Origin of the sequence: Vibrio metoecus (assembly GCF_009665255.1) — a bacterium.
GTDB lineage: Bacteria > Pseudomonadota > Gammaproteobacteria > Enterobacterales > Vibrionaceae > Vibrio > Vibrio metoecus_B.
Genome location: NZ_CP035686.1, coordinates 1,295,322 through 1,311,244, shown reverse-complemented (window position 1 = coordinate 1,311,244; position 15,923 = coordinate 1,295,322). Strand labels below are relative to the sequence as shown.

At 43.2% G+C, this 15,923-nt stretch carries 18 protein-coding genes and 1 riboswitch; of the genes, 7 read left to right on the top strand and 11 right to left on the bottom strand.

Annotated features, from left to right (window positions below):
- The first annotated feature begins 1 nt into the window (after position 1).
- Together EPB59_RS05975 and EPB59_RS05970 are read left to right on the top strand one after the other, a co-directional pair.
- On the top strand, positions 2-739 hold the full coding sequence (locus EPB59_RS05975) for a DUF2931 family protein (RefSeq protein ID WP_154171830.1): 738 nt from the start codon (positions 2-4) through the stop codon (positions 737-739).
- An 87-nt stretch (positions 740-826) separates the two neighbouring features.
- Positions 827-1,465 carry a LysE family translocator gene (locus EPB59_RS05970; protein WP_154171829.1) on the top strand — a complete coding sequence of 213 codons (639 nt, stop codon included), beginning with the start codon at positions 827-829 and terminating at the stop codon, positions 1,463-1,465.
- Positions 1,466-1,537: 72 nt separating this feature from the next.
- Here the strand turns inward: EPB59_RS05970 and EPB59_RS05965 are convergent, their stop codons facing one another.
- Positions 1,538-2,914 (bottom strand): alanine/glycine:cation symporter family protein, encoded by a 1,377-nt coding sequence (locus EPB59_RS05965; RefSeq protein ID WP_154171828.1) that lies wholly within the window; start codon positions 2,912-2,914, stop codon positions 1,538-1,540.
- Between the two features lie 92 nt (positions 2,915-3,006).
- A riboswitch (glycine riboswitch) is annotated at positions 3,007-3,106 on the bottom strand.
- A gap of 311 nt (positions 3,107-3,417) precedes the next feature.
- Between EPB59_RS05965 and EPB59_RS05960 the strand changes: the two genes are divergently transcribed.
- Positions 3,418-3,576, top strand: coding sequence for a hypothetical protein (locus EPB59_RS05960; RefSeq protein WP_095477840.1), 159 nt, complete (start codon positions 3,418-3,420; stop codon positions 3,574-3,576).
- A gap of 17 nt (positions 3,577-3,593) precedes the next feature.
- On the top strand, positions 3,594-4,328 hold the full coding sequence (locus tag EPB59_RS05955; protein WP_154171827.1) for a chromosome partitioning protein ParA: 735 nt from the start codon (positions 3,594-3,596) through the stop codon (positions 4,326-4,328).
- A gap of 95 nt (positions 4,329-4,423) precedes the next feature.
- Here EPB59_RS05955 and EPB59_RS05950 read toward each other — a convergent pair whose 3' ends face one another.
- From EPB59_RS05950 to potA, 5 genes are all read right to left on the bottom strand, one after another.
- The gene (locus EPB59_RS05950; protein ID WP_055050760.1) at positions 4,424-5,461 is read right to left on the bottom strand and encodes an extracellular solute-binding protein; all 1,038 of its coding nucleotides are present in this window, start codon (positions 5,459-5,461) and stop codon (positions 4,424-4,426) included.
- A 110-nt stretch (positions 5,462-5,571) separates the two neighbouring features.
- Entirely contained in the window at positions 5,572-6,603 is a 1,032-nt protein-coding gene (locus tag EPB59_RS05945) for an extracellular solute-binding protein (RefSeq protein ID WP_055028956.1), read from the bottom strand.
- Between the two features lie 102 nt (positions 6,604-6,705).
- Positions 6,706-7,476 (bottom strand): spermidine/putrescine ABC transporter permease PotC, encoded by a 771-nt coding sequence (gene potC, locus EPB59_RS05940; RefSeq protein ID WP_055028955.1) that lies wholly within the window; start codon positions 7,474-7,476, stop codon positions 6,706-6,708.
- Positions 7,476-8,333, bottom strand: coding sequence for a spermidine/putrescine ABC transporter permease PotB (potB, locus tag EPB59_RS05935; RefSeq protein ID WP_195707097.1), 858 nt, complete (start codon positions 8,331-8,333; stop codon positions 7,476-7,478). The genes potC and potB overlap by 1 nt, the downstream gene beginning before the upstream one ends.
- A complete protein-coding gene (gene potA / locus EPB59_RS05930) occupies positions 8,317-9,450 on the bottom strand; it encodes a spermidine/putrescine ABC transporter ATP-binding protein PotA (RefSeq protein ID WP_154171826.1) in 1,134 nt (377 codons plus the stop codon). Before potA ends, potB begins: the two co-directional genes overlap by 17 nt.
- A 324-nt stretch (positions 9,451-9,774) precedes the next feature.
- Here potA and EPB59_RS05925 point away from each other — a divergent pair, with 324 nt between their 5' ends.
- The 3 genes from EPB59_RS05925 to EPB59_RS05915 are packed head-to-tail and all read left to right on the top strand — an operon-like array spanning position 9,775 to position 12,035.
- On the top strand, positions 9,775-10,581 hold the full coding sequence (locus EPB59_RS05925; RefSeq protein WP_195707071.1) for a hypothetical protein: 807 nt from the start codon (positions 9,775-9,777) through the stop codon (positions 10,579-10,581).
- The gene (locus tag EPB59_RS05920) at positions 10,574-11,374 is read left to right on the top strand and encodes a glucosaminidase domain-containing protein (RefSeq protein ID WP_195707070.1); all 801 of its coding nucleotides are present in this window, start codon (positions 10,574-10,576) and stop codon (positions 11,372-11,374) included. Before EPB59_RS05925 ends, EPB59_RS05920 begins: the two co-directional genes overlap by 8 nt.
- Before the next feature lies 1 nt (position 11,375).
- A complete protein-coding gene (locus EPB59_RS05915) occupies positions 11,376-12,035 on the top strand; it encodes a DUF2987 domain-containing protein (protein ID WP_055050765.1) in 660 nt (219 codons plus the stop codon).
- Between the two features lie 71 nt (positions 12,036-12,106).
- On the opposite strand, the gene ttcA is transcribed toward EPB59_RS05915, so the two are convergent.
- The 5 genes from ttcA to ccoS all read right to left on the bottom strand — a co-directional run bounded on the left by ttcA (position 12,107) and on the right by ccoS (position 15,923).
- Positions 12,107-13,039, bottom strand: coding sequence for a tRNA 2-thiocytidine(32) synthetase TtcA (gene ttcA / locus EPB59_RS05910; protein ID WP_154171823.1), 933 nt, complete (start codon positions 13,037-13,039; stop codon positions 12,107-12,109).
- A 129-nt stretch (positions 13,040-13,168) separates the two neighbouring features.
- Positions 13,169-14,116: a universal stress protein UspE gene (uspE, locus tag EPB59_RS05905; protein WP_154171822.1), complete on the bottom strand. Its 948-nt coding sequence runs from the start codon at positions 14,114-14,116 to the stop codon at positions 13,169-13,171.
- A 129-nt stretch (positions 14,117-14,245) separates the two neighbouring features.
- On the bottom strand, positions 14,246-14,998 hold the full coding sequence (locus tag EPB59_RS05900) for an FNR family transcription factor (RefSeq protein ID WP_000622577.1): 753 nt from the start codon (positions 14,996-14,998) through the stop codon (positions 14,246-14,248).
- Positions 14,999-15,087: 89 nt separating this feature from the next.
- The gene (locus EPB59_RS05895; RefSeq protein WP_154171821.1) at positions 15,088-15,762 is read right to left on the bottom strand and encodes a sulfite exporter TauE/SafE family protein; all 675 of its coding nucleotides are present in this window, start codon (positions 15,760-15,762) and stop codon (positions 15,088-15,090) included.
- Positions 15,759-15,923, bottom strand: coding sequence for a cbb3-type cytochrome oxidase assembly protein CcoS (gene ccoS, locus EPB59_RS05890; protein WP_000445302.1), 165 nt, complete (start codon positions 15,921-15,923; stop codon positions 15,759-15,761). The genes EPB59_RS05895 and ccoS overlap by 4 nt, the downstream gene beginning before the upstream one ends.

Sequence of the window (15,923 nt, the reverse complement as noted above, 5' to 3'; positions counted from 1 at the left end):
AATGAATAAAGTGTTCTTGTTATTGTCAGTGCTTTTACTTAACTCATGTTCTACTAATGCTGCATATCAAACCGAGCAGCCATGGACGTGGCGAGTTGGTGTAACAATGCCTTCGTTTTACCCAGTAAAAATTACCCAAATCTACGGTGTTAATGAAAAAGAAAACTGGACTGTATTAATTCATAATATTATCCCCCGTATGAGTGATAGCGATATTGAGTATATCCGTCAGATATTTCCTGATTATGATGGTTTTGGGCTGTCACATGCCTTAGGTATTACAAGCAGAAGCCAAATTGGTGTAGGTTCCACCCAGCTACCTGATACACTTTATGTGTACTGGGTTTCATTGTTTGATACCAAATTTTATGTCACTAAGTATGAGATTCCTGACAACGTAAAACAGTTAGTAGCTACGAAAACAACTTATACTAAATGGAATGGATTTATTGTTGATCCATGTTATCGCGCAGAGTTTATTTTTGGTCTTCTGCCTAATGGGAAAGCTAAAGTTTGGTTAGATGGATGCGGAGAGACTATTTATCTTACGGAGTTAGCTCCTGACCAAACTCCTGATCGTGATAGCAATGGATTTAAAGCCGATACATATAAAGAATCTTCTTATCTTAGAAATATCCAACAACGCGCTAAGGATGCAGGTGTTGAGCTAGAGCCCATCCCTTGGGATAAAGTGAATAAAGTCTATTCCATCAATGAGATTAAAACGCTTGGCGAGTAACTTCGCGTGAGTTGAAAAATCTTCATAAGACACATGAGAGGCTTTGCGGTATAAGAAAGACTTGCTGATTTTCCTTCAAGGATTGATATGGTTATCCAGAATTTCGAAGCTTTTCTTATCGCTATTACTATTTTGACCTTAACACCGGGACTCGATACTGCTTTGGTGATCCGTAACACTTCACGGGCTGGGTTTGCAGATGGATGCACAACCAGCTTGGGTATCTGTTTTGGGTTATTCGTTCACGCCACTTTTTCTGCTATTGGTATCTCCGCGATTCTTGCCCAATCGGCTGAGCTATTTCAAATCGTTAAAATGGTGGGAGCGGCTTATCTGATTTGGTTGGGTATTTCGAGCTTACGATCATTAATGAAAACAGGGCAGGGCATTGAGGTTGCGAGCCTAGCTCATACACAATTTCGCTTAACCCGATCGCTGCGTGAAGGTTTCCTCTCGAATGTGCTGAACCCGAAAACTGCCGTTTTTTACTTAGCTTTTCTGCCTCAATTTATTAATCCTGACTATTCACCGTTAGCGCAATCTTTGCTGATGGCGTTGATTCATTTTGTGATCGCGATGGTATGGCAATGTGGTTTAGCCGGTGCTTTGAGCAGTGCTAAAAACCTTCTGAAAAACGCTTCTTTTATGCGTTGGATGGAAGGTACAACGGGAGTTGTTTTGGTCGCATTAGGTATCAAACTTCTCTTAGAGAAACCTCAAGCCTAACTTGTAATAAAGGTTTAAAAGTAGAAAAAGCGCCGTTGGGCGCTTTTTCTTTGTGCTTAGACCGACTAGGTATTATTGAACTTGGGCTTCGGCTTCGGTGTATTGATAACGCGCGGCAAAATACTGCTTCGTTTCTTCCACGACCACATGGCGTAAGGCAACAAGGCCAATAAGATTCGGAATGGCCATTAAACCATTTACAATGTCGGCGATAATCCAAATCAAATCGAGGTGCAGGAATGCGCCTGAGGCAATCAAGCCAATAAAGACGATTTTGTAAGGTAGTACCGCTTTGGTTCCGAATAAGAACACCATGCAGCGTTCGCCGTAGTAGTTCCAACCCAAAATGGTCGTAAAGGCGAAGAACATCAAACCAATCGAAACCAGCATCGGACCGATAGTTTGTGCATTTAAGCCTGTGGCAAAGGCGTAGGTGGTCATCGCTGCACCGGAAAGATCGCTTTGCCAAGCGCCCGTTAGAATGAGAGCCAAGCCAGTCATCGTACAGATGATGATGGTATCGAAGAAGGTCCCCGTCATAGAGATAAGACCTTGTTCAACGCAGGAGTCAGTTTTCGCCGCCGCCGCAGCCATAGGCGCACTGCCTAAGCCAGATTCATTGGAGAACACGCCGCGAGCAATACCCGATTGAATCGCGAGCATAATGCTCGCACCTAAGAATCCACCTGTCGCAGCAGTCGAGGTGAACGCGGATACCAGCACCAATTCCACGGCGTCTGCGAGTTTGTCCGCGTTGGTAACAATCACACTTAAGCAGGCGACAATGTAAAACAGCGCCATCGCAGGAACCACTTTTCCTGCCACTTTCGCGATGGATTGAATACCACCGATAGTGACAATGGCAACCAGTATGGTCAGTACCACCGCAGAGGCTTCACGAGGGACGCCAAAAGAGATTTGAGTGGCATCTAAGATCGCGTTCACTTGTGGGAAAGTACCAATACCGAAGCAGGCAACCCCTACGGCAAACACTGCAAATAATACTGCCAGTGTTTTTGAACCCACACCATCACGCAGGTAGTACATTGGCCCGCCGACCATTTGCCCTTTGTCATCCACTTGGCGATATTTCACTGCGAGTAAACATTCTGCGTATTTGGTTGCCATGCCAAACAGGGCGGCGAGCCACATCCAGAACAGGGCACCTGGGCCGCCGAGTTTGATTGCGGTCGCAACACCTACGATGTTTCCTGTACCAATGGTGGCAGAAAGAGCAGTACACAATGCGGCGAAGCTTGATACATCACCTTGTTTGTCTGCAGATTTTTCGCGGCCAAATACCATAGCTAAAGCCGTCGGCAGGCGTCGAAATTGCAGTAAGCCCAAGCGGAAGGTGAAATAGACACCGGTGCCGACCAGAAGAATTAACAGTGGTGGACCCCACACTAAACTATCAACAGTTTGCAGAAAAGATTGCAGGTTATTCATGATTTCCCCTTAAAAAATAAACATAAGGAGAAGAGAGAAAGGGTGCGAAAAATGCACAGCAGAGCTCTAGCGAGCTCACTAAAAGATTGGCCTTTCACTCCTCTGTCCTTTTGCCTGAGAGTTTCACTCTGCATATGCGCAGAGCTTGCTCCTTCGGCGACCGATTAAACGGTTCTCTCCAGAGGTTCCTCCAACTACAGTCCTCGCTTATTCGTTGCCAATAAATGGCTAAGAATAATGCACCTGAAAGATTTACTTCTTCGGCGGGTTATTTGGCTCAGATGTTAAAACCTGGTTAACAACCACTCTCCTGCAGTCTTCAACGGAACAATCGTCTTGAATAAAACGATTTGCAAGGCGGATACTAGCGAAAAGAAAATGTGATGTCACCAACAAAAGATGCTGTCTGACTAACTCTTGTCCAACTCTACTTAGGAAACCACTTTTCTCTGACGATAAACTGCGTATAAGTGGTATAAGATAAGTGCGCCAGGAGAGGTGATATGGTGAGATTGATTGCTATAACGTTGTTGATTGCATTAGCGTTTGTATTGATTCGCTATCGCACCAACGAAAAATTGCAGAAGGGGGTTGTCATCGCCATTTTGGCGACCTTCGCTTTATACACCACCTTCTTGGTGATTTCAGAATTGATTCGCTGACGCAAAAGGAGCGAAGCGTGAACAAACACAATGAGTTTGACGACAACGAAGAAGTTGTTGTTATCGAACGAAGAGATAAGCAAGGTTATCTTTATATTGCGATTGCTGCGGCATTAGGTATTGCATTGGGTGGACTGATCGGTTCATCTGTGACAACCAGTCGCTGGGAGGCGTCGTATGACGCGCTGCAGAATCAGCTTGAACAGTTGCAAAATTCGAAAACAGAAGTTGTGAAAGCGGCCGAAGTAACAGAGCAGAACAATGATGAGCAATGGCAGATCAAAATGGATCAGGCCTTAGCTAAGCAGCGGGAAGAGTGGCAAACAGAATCGGTGCAGCGTGATAAGTATGTGGCAGAGCTTGAGAAACACAACCTCGATCTTGAGCAGCAGTTGAATGAACAGAAAATGGCTCTGGAGCTTGCCAATACACATAACAATGAACTTAACCGTCAAACTGATATACAAGCGACTATGCTGGAACGTTCTCGAGAACTTTTCCAACGTGAGTTAAAAATCAAACAGGAATTAGAAGAATTGCAAAAAGAACGTGATTCACTAGTTCCGAAAATCAAGGTGCTGAAGAAAGAGTGTGATATCTACCTTGAAGGAAAATCGTGGGATGCGAAATCGGATTCTTGTGATAAACAGGATGAAGCCAATTCCCGTATTAGCCAAATTGATCAGATGATTCGTGTCCATCAAATGGATTTGGAACAGATTAAATCGCTTTCAGAAGAAATAGGCCTATAGCTGGAAGTAAAAAATAAAAAAGCCACCCATGGTGGCTTTTTTATTGTCATCCCTAAACCACCGTTTTTACAGTGGTGAGCGTTTTAGGTACGAGACTAGTCATTCACTTTGAGTTTTTGAAAGTATTCATCATAGATGACACTTGCTTCGCCCACTTCATCTTGCCATTCACCGCTATCCATAACTGATTGAGGTGGATAAATATTGGGGTCATTAGCAAACTCTTTAGGTAAGAGATTATTTGCCGTTTTGACTGGTGTTGGATAACCGATTTCTAAAGCGATTTTTGCAGCATTTTCTGGCCGCAATAAAAAGTCGATCATTTTATGCGCGGCTTCTACGTTTTTTGCTCCCGTCGGAATGGAGATACTATCCATCCAGAAAATGGCCCCTTTCTCTGGCCAAATTATCTCGATCGGTGCACCTTCTTGGCGCGCCATATAAGCCGAACCATTCCATAACATACCGAGTGATACTTCACCGGCTAAGTATGGGTTGGCTGGGAAATCCGAGTTAAATACCAATACGTTTGGCATCAGTTTTTTCAACTCACGATAGGCTGCTTTAATTTCTTTAGGGTTGGTTGAATTAGGTGAGTAACCCAGTTTGCTTAAAGCGATATGGAAGACTTCACGTGAGTCATCCATCAGCATTAGCTGACCTGCCCATTTAGGATCCCACAGGTCTCCCCAGTTTTTGAGTGACTTCTTATCAAGCATGTCAGTATTAATACCGATGCCAGTCGCCCCCCAAATATAAGGAATCGAATATTTATTGCCGGGGTCAAAAGGTTTGTTGAGATAGTTTGGGTCGAGGTCTTGATAGTGAGAAAGTTTCGAATGATCAATCTCTTGTAGCATTCCTTCTTTGCGCATTTTAGAGACAAAGTAAGTGGAAGGAACTACGAGATCATAACCGGAGCCCTGCGTTTTAAGCTTGGCATACATACTTTCGTTGGATTCATAGGTGGAGTAGATCACCTTGATTCCAGTTTCTTTGGTAAAGTCTTCTAGGACTTCGCTCGGGATATATTCAGACCAGTTGTAGAAGTAAAGTTCTTGGTCTTTAGCCATTGCATTGGTGGTGAACAATGCTGCTGCGCACAGAGCACTCGCAAACAGTTTATTTTTCATTACGTTCCCATAGTGTATAGAAAGAACCTAACTAGGCGATGGAGGGGGAGTATAACAAGATAAAAAAAAATAGGCAGCAAATGCTGCCTATTTGATGCTTTTCTGCGACTTTATTGGCCGGCTTTCAACTTCATGAAATACTCTTCGTACTTCACAGTCTTATCGCCTACGGCAGATTGCCATTCAACACGATCCAGATCTTCTTGAGATGGGAACAGTGGTGCAACATCTTTAAACTTGTCGTTTGATGCCTTAACACCTGTCAGGTAGCCCGTGTCACGTGAAATTTGCTCTGCAATTTCAGGACGTAGCAAGAAGTCGATCATTTTGTGTGCAGCATCAACATTTTTCGCGCCAGAAGAGATCGCAAAGTTGTCAACCCAACCGATACCGCCTTCTTTCGGGAATACCAATTTGATCGGTAGACCTTCTTTTTGTGCGGCAGCAGCAGAGCCATTCCACAGCATACCTAGGCCAACTTCACCTGAAAGGTAAGGCGCTGCAGGGTTATCAGAGTTGAAAACCAGCACGTTTGGCATCAGTTTTCGCAGTTCTGCATACGCTTCATCGATCTGTTTATCGTCTGTTGAGTTACCAGAGTAACCTAACTTGCGCAGAGCGATGTGGAATACTTCACGCGTATCATCCATCAACATCAGTTGACCTTTTAGCTCAGGCTTCCATAGGTCACCCCAGCTTTGGAAGTCATTAGGATCATACATGTCGGTATTAACAGCTAGACCAGTGATAGCAACAACGTGTGGAATTGAGTAATCGTTGTTTGGATCATAAGGTTTATCTAGGTAGTTAGAATCTAAGTTTTTGAAGTTACTCAATTTAGATTTATCGATTTTTTGTAGCATCCCTTCATCACGCATTTTTGCAACGAAGTAGGTAGATGGAACTACCAGGTCATAACCTTCATTGTGCGTTTTGAGTTTTGCATACAAAGTTTCATTCGACTCATAAGTTGAGTAAATAACTTTGATTCCTGTTTCCTTGGTGAATTGCTCTAGGATACCGCTATTGATATACGGACCCCAGTTCATGAACACCAGTTCCTTATCTTCCGCTGCCGCTGTGCCAGACAACAGAGAAAGCGCACATGCGCTACCTGCTAAAAAAGTAGCCAGTTTTTTCATCGACGTTAGCTCCAAACTAAACGTTGCCCTTATGGGCGTTGCAAAGAAAAACAGAATGATTTCCATCATTCTGTTTCGCGTGTTTCCAAACGGACGTGGATTTTACTTCATTTTTTCTCTTGCTAACAGCTGTGAAATAACCACAAGAGTTAATGAAACCACTAACATCACCGTTGCCAGTGCGTTAACTTCTGGTGAAATACCTACTTTGACCATTGAATATATCTTTAATGGCAAAATTTCGTAGGTTGGACCAGTCACAAACGAACTGATAATCACGTCATCCAACGATAGGGTAAAGCTAAGTAACCAGCCAGCCGCTACCGCTGGTTTTGCCAGAGGCAGAATGATCTTCTTCAGTATAACCCATTCTCCGGCTCCAAGATCTTTTGCTGCTTCAAGCATTTTCACATCAAAGCCATTGAGACGGCTGTATACGGTTACCACAACGAATGGTAAGCAAAAGGTGATATGAGCAATCAGCAGTGTAAAAAAGCCGAGCTTGGCGCCTAATACTAAGAACAGAGCAAGCAGCGAAATTGCCATGACGATATCGGGTGACATCATGACGACAAACAGCATGCCACTCACCACCTTTTTACCTTTGAACTGGTAACGGAAGAGGGCAACGGCCGTCAAGCTGCCGATCAGGGTTGCTGCAGTAGCTGAAAAAACCGCGACGTTGATCGAGTGCCAAGCCGCTTGCATTAAACTGTCGTTATTCATGAGAGCGTGGTACCACTTGGTGGTGAAGCCACCCCATTTGATACCAAACTTGTTTTCGTTAAATGAGTTTGCAATCAAAACAATAATTGGTAGGTACAAAAATAAGTACACCAAACTCATAAAGCTAAATCTAATTGAACGTCCCATTAGTCTAGCTCCACCTTCTTATTCAATAGTTTACCTGCACGGTAGTAGGCGTACAGCATGATGGCCATGGCCAATGTCAAGGCAATGCTCGTTGCCGCACCAAACGGCCAGTCACGGGCGTTAAGGACTTGGCTCTTAATTACGTTACCGATAAGTAAGTTTTTCGCACCACCAAGTAGGTCAGCGATGTAGAACATACCGAGTGCTGGAAGTAAAACCAGTAAACAACCACCGATGATGCCGGGCATCGTCAGAGGTAAAATTACACGAACCAAAGTCTGGAATTTATTGGCTCCAAGATCGCGCGCCGCTTCAATATAAGTGCCATCCAATTTTTCGATGGCAGAGTAGAGTGGCAGGATCATAAATGGCAACAAAATGTAAACCAGACCGATCATTACGGCTGTTTCGGTGAACATAATGCGTAATGGGGCATCAATCAGACCGAGTGATATTAACGCTTGGTTCAGAATGCCTTGCGTGCCGAGTACGATTTTTAAACCATAGGTGCGAATGAGTGAGTTGGTCCAGAAAGGAACAATAATCAAAAACAGCATAAATGGACGCCATTTAACTGGCATCTTGGCTACAATGTACGCAAATGGGTAACCAATCACGAGGCAGATCAAGGTTGCGACAATCGCCATGTAAAACGAGTGCAGCATCACTTTGCCGTACAGCGGATCAAGCAAACGTGTATAGTTCTCAAAGGTGAATACAAACTTAATCAAGTTTGCTTCATCACGAGTCAGAAAACTGGTACCAATAATCATCAGGTTTGGGAACAGTACAAATAGCACTAACCAACTGACAATTAAGGTAATAATTGCATTTTGCAGATTAAGCTTTTTGCTCATCATTGAGTACTACCTCCCAGCTTTCAACCCAAGTGATGGCAACCTTCTGCCCGATAGAGTGATCCACATCTGGATCATCTTCGTTGAAGAATTCGCTAACCATCACGCACATACCGGATTCCAGTTCAACCACTGATTCCAGAGTCATGCCTTTGTAGGTGCGGTCAGTCACGTGACCCACAATACCTTTTTCTTCTGACTCTTTGATTTCTTCGATACGTAAGTCTTCAGGACGGAGGAGCACTTGCAGCTTGTCACCAGCCTTCACTTCATCTTCATAGTAAACAATCGACTCGATACCTTCGATGTCAACGCGGATGCGTTTTTCGTCGATACGATCGATAGTCGTTGCTTGGAAGACGTTGATTTCGCCGATAAAACGAGCAACAAAGAGATTTTTGGGGTCTTCGTAGATTTCACGAGGAGAGCCGTCTTGTTCAATTTTTCCTGATCGCATAACGATGATGCGGTCTGACATTGACAATGCTTCTTCTTGATCGTGAGTGACGAAGATAAAGGTAATGCCTAATTGGCGTTGAAGCTGTTTAAGTTCGCTCTGCATTTGTTTACGCAATTTGTAATCCAAAGCTGAGAGCGATTCGTCAAGGAGCAGTACTTTAGGTTTGTTAACCACTGCGCGCGCAATAGCGATACGCTGTTGCTGGCCACCAGAAAGTTGATGCGGTTTACGTTGTGCCATTTCGGCAAGGCGCACCATGCGTAATGCTTCCATAACACGAGGCTCGATTTCGCTTTGAGGTACTTTTTGCATGCGCAAACCAAAAGCAACGTTATCGAACACAGTCATGTGAGGGAAGAGAGCATAGCTTTGGAAGACCGTATTGACGTGTCGTTGTTCAGCAGGAACTTGAGTAACGTCTTGATCATCTAGCAGAATCTGACCTTGATCTGCAGTTTCAAAACCGGCAATCATTCTTAACACAGTTGTCTTGCCACAGCCTGATGGGCCTAGGATAGTTAAGAATTCACCATGATTCACATCAAGATTGAGGTTACCAATGATTTCCTTACCATCGAAACTTTTGCTAATGCCAGATAGACGAATGACTGGCTTTCCTACTGAATGTTGTTCGTTCAACGTCTGTATTTCTCCCACCTCGGCCTGTAGACAATTCTACTTGTTGGACCTGTAGTTAAACAAAAATAAGGGGCGCATCATAAACACCAAGAGCACGATTTCAAAGTCTTTTTCTTACCTTGAAACAGAAAAATTTTTGCCAGTTTTATTCTATTTTGTCTAGCATGCTGATTTTGCTTAACTCTTAATGCTATCAAGCGGTTAATTATCAATCATATCGACAATAATGCAAGATGAGATTGGTAATCAGATTTTAGCCTGAGCTGCATTTCAGTATAATGAACACAATTTTCATGTCGAAGCGTGACGTTATCCGCGCATTCGACCGAACTAGGGCATTTTATGAATAACGATATCGAAAGAGAGTTCAATCTTGGCGGCTCGGTAGACAAAGCACTATCGGGAAGTTATGAGTTAAAAGTCGGTGATGTCTTGAAAGAGGCATGGGGCATGACGGTAAAACACTTTATTAACTTTACTCCGGCTATTTTTGTGCTCATTTTCGTGCAATTAGCGATTTTCTATTTGGCTTTCAAATTGCAGATTGGTGATCTCTCGGTAATTTTATCGGTTTTTGAACAAGGTGGGACTGTACCTGACGGCTTAGTCCAAGCGATGTTTATTGCGAACTTTAGTTATGAAGTGATCAGTGCTCCTATTTATGCAGGCATCAGCTTGATGGCGATGAGCCACGCTGCAGGGCTCAGAACGCAAACTCGTCATATGAGTAAAGGGCTACAATTCACCATCCCGGTTATTTTAGCCACTTTATTTAGTTTAATGTTACAAGGTGTGGCAGGGATGATTCTACCATTCCTCTCCATGTATCTTTCGATTGCTTTTAGTAACTCATTGCTACTTATCTGTGAAAAGAAAGTACCACCGATGCAATCGTTACTACTTTCGTTAAGAGCTGTGAATAAGAAGATTTTTTCATTGATTGCTATTTATTCAGTATTAATGGTGCTATTTATCATGTCTGTATTTCTATATGGAATCGGACTGGTGCTATTTTTACCTTTCTTCTTCCATGTGAAAGGGATCATTTATCGCAATATGTTTGGTATTCGTTTGAAAATTATTGCTACAGATCACCCCAAGGACGATCAGGATAACCACAATCAATCCTCTGGAGTTTTTGATGCATAAAAAGGTAAGTATTGGACTTGTTTGGCTGATGATTGTTGCCATTGCTATTTTTGGCGTTTACCGTTTCGAAAAACCGAAAAGGACAAAACTGCCATTACTAAGAGGTGAAGTTGTGGGCATTGCACCTGACTTTACAGCCATGAGTGACATTTCAGAAAGGAAACAAGCTTTCTTTAATTACCTAAAACCTGGCGTGATGTACGAGAACTCTCGCATTTTACAAGAAAGGGCAATTCTCAAGCGGATTAAAAAAGACTTTGTAGATAGTCAACTCTCCTCCAATAATCTAGCGCAAGCTCAGCGCTTGGCGAGCTTATATTCGCTAGAGTTAAACCAAGGTAATGTGGATGCAGCATGGTTACAAGAGATGCTACATCGAGTCGATGTTATCCCTGAAGCTTTGGTACTCACACAAGCAGCAAATGAATCGGCATGGGGGACATCAAGGTTCGCCAGAGAGGGTAATAACTATTTTGGACAGTGGTGCTATAGCTCTGGATGTGGATTAGTACCCTTGGAACGGACTGAAGGTGCGTTTCATGAAGTTGCTAAATTTGATAGCGTTCAAGATTCGATTCAGGGCTATTTTATGAATGTGAATCGAAACGCTGCATATCGAGAACTACGTGATATTCGTTTTCAACTTCGCCAGAAGAAGCTCAACCCCGCAAGTGATGACAGTGCTAAAGCGATGAGTAATGGTCTATTGAAATACTCAGAGCGTGGTGAATCCTACGTAAAAGATTTACAAGCTATGATGGCGGCAAATCAATCCTATTGGAATAATAATTAAAATGAAATCAAAATCTTACCTCCTACTTGCTCCTTTGTTTTTAAGCCTAAGTGTCCCTGCTGTGGCTCAACAATATATGTTTACCTACAGCAAGTTATTCTCTCAAATGAAAAGTAACACGAAAGAAGATCATCCTGATGTGAAAATGGGTATTTTCTTCATTGATGCACAAAGTAAACAAAACTGCGTGATTGAAAAAGCGTGGATGGAAAAAGAAGAGCATTATGAAGCGTTGAAAACAGGGCCTGGCTATGAACTTTTAGTCCCATTGGATAACAATCTGCGACAAGCGAACCCTCTGGTTTTTGTTGATACACCTCAAGATAAGCGCTGTGATTTTTCTATGGTAGTGATGGCTAAAAAGCCGTTCGAAGGCAAAGTCGCTTACCAAGAAGTGCAAGTATTGTTACCACAAATGCAAGCTATGCTTGAACAACTAGGTGGTATGTTTGCAAGTTGGTTTACTCCGGCAGTTGAAGGTGTCACGTTGGAGTTTTCACCAGAAACAGAAGGGGTTATTACCTTGAGTAACGGGCAAACGGTGGCGATTGTGAATCACAAAGCCCAAGTAGCTCTATCTCAAATTGGTCCAGAGGGTTGGATGGAATTACCAGCCCCCACTTTACGAGTACTGCCATATTTACCGAAGGCGAAAAAATAAAAGCATATTTTCTAGCGTACATAAAACAAAGGCTGCCTTTAGGCAGCCTTTGTTATTAGTCGGACTTTCTGTTAGAGATTGGTGACATTTAACTGGAGTGATGGGTCAAACTCCATCACTAAGTCTTCATCTTCCACGACTTGCGGTGCAATTTCTTCTTTATCAAAGCCAATATCGCCGCCATTAATGACGCCAGAGTTTTTATCAATCGATTTAAAATCGAACAAAGAGAAGTCAGCTAGATGGCTTGGCACCACGTTTTGCATTGCTCTGAACATGGTTTCAATGCGGCCGGGAAAGCGTTTATCCCAGTCGTTGAGCATCATTTTTACCGCTTGGCGCTGTAAGTTAGGCTGTGAGCCACACAGGTTACATGGAATGATCGGGTAGCCGCGCATGTCTGCGTATTTAATGATGTCTTTTTCACGGCAATAAGCTAGTGGACGAATTACAACGTGCTCGCCATTGTCGGATACCAATTTAGGCGGCATGCCTTTCATTTTTCCGCCGTAGAACATGTTCAGGAACAAGGTCTCCAGAATATCATCACGATGGTGGCCAAGAGCAATCTTAGTTGCCCCCAGTTCTTTGGCCGTACGATATAAAATACCGCGACGCAGGCGAGAGCAAAGTGCGCAAGTCGTTTTGCCTTCTGGAACTTTGTCTTGCACGATCGAATAGGTATCTTCTTCAACGATTTTGTATTCAACACCTAAGCTTTCCAAATACTCTGGTAGCACGTGAGCTGGAAATCCTGGTTGCTTTTGATCAAGATTGACGGCGATGAGTTCAAAAGAGATGGGGGCACTTTTTTGCAGGCTCATCAAAATTTCCAGCATGGTAAAGCTATCTTTTCCACCGGACAGACACACCATAATGCGATCACCATCTTCAATCATATTGAAGTCAGCAATTGCTTGACCGGTATTACGACGAATACGCTTTTGCAATTTGTTAAAATTGTATTGTTGAGCTTTGGTCAACTCTTGAGTTTGCGCTGTCATTGCTTGCTATCTTAAATCTCAAAACAAAATGAAGTGCGTATGATACGGATAAATGCAAGAGATGCCAGATTTATAGCATGCAGGGATAAAAAATCCCTGCCTATAGGACAGGGATCAAACACGTAAGACTTAGATTGCGGTTTGCGGGTCGAGTGGGCTTACATAGCCATTAGGCTTTAGTGCGAGTACATCACAGTTAATTTTATCAATAACATGTTCGGCAGTATTGCCGATAAACACGGCCGAAAGCCCAGTTCTACCTGTGGTACCTAAAATTACCATTGCTGCGTTGAGTTGTTTAGCCGCATCAGGAATAACATCTTCAGGCAACCCTTGCTGAACAATCGTCTGTTCTTCACTTAAACCATGTTTCTGGCGTAGTGCTTTCATCGCTGTAAGATGGTGACCGCGGACGGCATCAGTATAAGTGGTTGGGTCAAACTCAGGCAGCTCAATAGTTATGTTCGCGGGGGTAACAGGGTATGCGTTAACAAGATATGGGTTTGCTCCAAGACGCTGGCTAAGGTTGATTAATTGATCAACCATTCGATCATTCAAATCAATGTGTGTATCGACTTCAGATCCCACATGCACTGAAGCAATAATGTTGGCGTTTTCTGGCCAATCAGCATTTTTTACTAACAATACAGGGGTTGGGCATTTGCGCATTAAATGCCAGTCAGTTGGAGTAAAAATAACCGACTCTAACATGTCATGTTTGCGTGTGGCTTTGATAAGGATGTCATGCTCGCCAGCAAAGATTTCTCCAATAATCGCCTCGTAAGGCCTGTTGTGCCATACGACCTTAATTTCAAACTGAACGGATTGATCAACATAAGGTTCAGCGATTGAGCGCATCCATTGTTCTCTCTGGTGAATAACTCCTTTACGCATGGCGTCGCGTTCTTCAAGAGAGAGCATGGATGTCATGTCATAAGAGAAATCATAAATCGACAGGAAGAAAGTCACGTGACTAGTTGAAGTGCTTTTTTGCGCGAGTTGCATTGCGCGAGCTAAAGCGGGTTGTTCATCATGGTTGATGTCGGCCACGACAAGAATTTTGCTGTAAATGCTCATGGGAAACTCCTTGTTCAGTGAGGAGGTCTATTAGCTTTACTTTAGCTTAGTTATGAACAGAGTTTTAGCAAAAAGAGAGGGTATTTCTAAGAAGTATGATGTAGCTCATTATGAGCTACATCATTGATGTTATTTAGATTCTTTAGATACGCCAGCAAGTTCCATTAGCTCAGCATGATTGAGAATCGTAATGTATTTCCCTTTTACGCTCAGGATCTCTGATTTTTGGAAGCGACCTAACAATCGGCTGATGGTTTCAACAGTCAACCCGAGGTAGTTACCAATATCACCACGAGTCATGGTGAGACGAAACTCACGAGGGCTAAAACCGCGTTGAGAAAAGCGAGTTGAAAGGTTATATAAAAATGCAGCAAGACGTTCCTCGGCATTTTTCTTCGAAAGTAACAGGATCATCTCCTGATCGCCTTTGATTTCGCTACTCATTAACCGCATGATTTGTTGGCGAAGTTTCGGCATTTTACCTGATAGGTCATCCAAAATCTCATATGGTATTTCACACACCATAGAAGTTTCTAGTGCTTGAGCAAAGCTTGGGTGTTGATCCTCCGTGATGGCATCAAAACCCACCAAATCGCCCGCTAAATGGAATGCGGTGATCTGCTCATCACCTTGTTCAGTGATGGTGTAGCTTTTAATCGTACCAGAACGAATAGCGTAAAGAGATCTCAGTTCGTCACCAGCTTTAAAAAGCTCCTGACCTTTCTGAATCGGTTTTTTACGCTCGATGATCTGATCAAGCTGGTCGAGCTCAGACTCATTCAAGGTAAAAGGGATACACAGTTGGCTAATACTGCAATCTTGACAGTGAATAGCACAACCACCCGATTGAATGCGCTTCGCAGCAGGCTTTTCGGAAATCATAACAACCTTTCACTAATTGATGTACGTCAATATTTTAGCATTGCTTAACCCTAAAGGGTAGTTAAAATAAATCAGCAATAACTAAACCATCAACTAAGATTAACTATCAGCTTTATGGCATCGTAAGCCGTATATAGCCCATACAGAATCACCAATATTGCTGCACATTGACGGAAAAAAAACGAGTTTTGCCAATGTGTTAGCTTAGTGGCACCCCAGCCACTGGCAAGCATGGCAGGTAGCGTTCCTAAGCCAAATGACAGCATGATCAACGCTCCTTGAGCAAAACTTCCCGCTACCGCAGACCAAGTGAGCATAGAGTAAACTAAACCGCAAGGTAGCCAGCCCCATACCATTCCAAACGGTAGTGCATGCCATTGTTTTTTCAGCGGTAATAGAGACTTACCTAATGGGGAAATCCATGGCCATGCTTTTTGACCGAACTTTTCAAGCCAGAGTAATCCGAACCACCATCGCCCGATGTAAAGACCTAATATCACCATTAAAATGGCGGCCATGAGCCTTAGCCAGACTAACGCCGCTTGAATATCAATGAGGTTGGTTAGTGAGGCTGTAATACCTCCGACAATACCACCAATCACTGCATAACTAAGTAGCCGACCAAGATTGTAGTAAAGCAGTAATACTGGCGAGGTTTTTATTTGATTCAATGAAAGTAGGGCGCTTATCCCCCCACACATCCCCAAGCAATGTCCTACACCTAACAACCCTACAATCGAGGCGCCTAAGTAATCAGGATTCACTGTTGGTCCTTATGCTGAGTGTCATCTTCGTCGAATAGAATGTTATGACCTTGCCTTTCAAGATCTTCGAACTGTTCGCTTTTCACTGCCCACAAAAAAATACCTACTGCAACACAAACAAGTACGATCGCAATGGGGATCAGTAAATACAAGCTTTCCAT

Coding starts and splice junctions, on each gene's coding strand:
- EPB59_RS05920 (WP_195707070.1), top strand. CDS start 10,574: ATGCATAAAAAGGTAAGTATTGGACTTGTTTGGCTGATGATTGTTGCC.
- uspE (WP_154171822.1), bottom strand. CDS start 14,116: ATGAGCATTTACAGCAAAATTCTTGTCGTGGCCGACATCAACCATGAT.
- EPB59_RS05915 (WP_055050765.1), top strand. CDS start 11,376: ATGAAATCAAAATCTTACCTCCTACTTGCTCCTTTGTTTTTAAGCCTA.
- ccoS (WP_000445302.1), bottom strand. CDS start 15,923: ATGGAAAGCTTGTATTTACTGATCCCCATTGCGATCGTACTTGTTTGT.
- potC (WP_055028955.1), bottom strand. CDS start 7,476: ATGGGACGTTCAATTAGATTTAGCTTTATGAGTTTGGTGTACTTATTT.
- potB (WP_195707097.1), bottom strand. CDS start 8,333: ATGAGCAAAAAGCTTAATCTGCAAAATGCAATTATTACCTTAATTGTC.
- EPB59_RS05960 (WP_095477840.1), top strand. CDS start 3,418: ATGGTGAGATTGATTGCTATAACGTTGTTGATTGCATTAGCGTTTGTA.
- EPB59_RS05970 (WP_154171829.1), top strand. CDS start 827: ATGGTTATCCAGAATTTCGAAGCTTTTCTTATCGCTATTACTATTTTG.
- EPB59_RS05965 (WP_154171828.1), bottom strand. CDS start 2,914: ATGAATAACCTGCAATCTTTTCTGCAAACTGTTGATAGTTTAGTGTGG.
- ttcA (WP_154171823.1), bottom strand. CDS start 13,039: ATGACAGCGCAAACTCAAGAGTTGACCAAAGCTCAACAATACAATTTT.
- EPB59_RS05975 (WP_154171830.1), top strand. CDS start 2: ATGAATAAAGTGTTCTTGTTATTGTCAGTGCTTTTACTTAACTCATGT.
- EPB59_RS05945 (WP_055028956.1), bottom strand. CDS start 6,603: ATGAAAAAACTGGCTACTTTTTTAGCAGGTAGCGCATGTGCGCTTTCT.
- EPB59_RS05925 (WP_195707071.1), top strand. CDS start 9,775: ATGAATAACGATATCGAAAGAGAGTTCAATCTTGGCGGCTCGGTAGAC.
- EPB59_RS05900 (WP_000622577.1), bottom strand. CDS start 14,998: ATGATTTCCGAAAAGCCTGCTGCGAAGCGCATTCAATCGGGTGGTTGT.
- EPB59_RS05950 (WP_055050760.1), bottom strand. CDS start 5,461: ATGAAAAATAAACTGTTTGCGAGTGCTCTGTGCGCAGCAGCATTGTTC.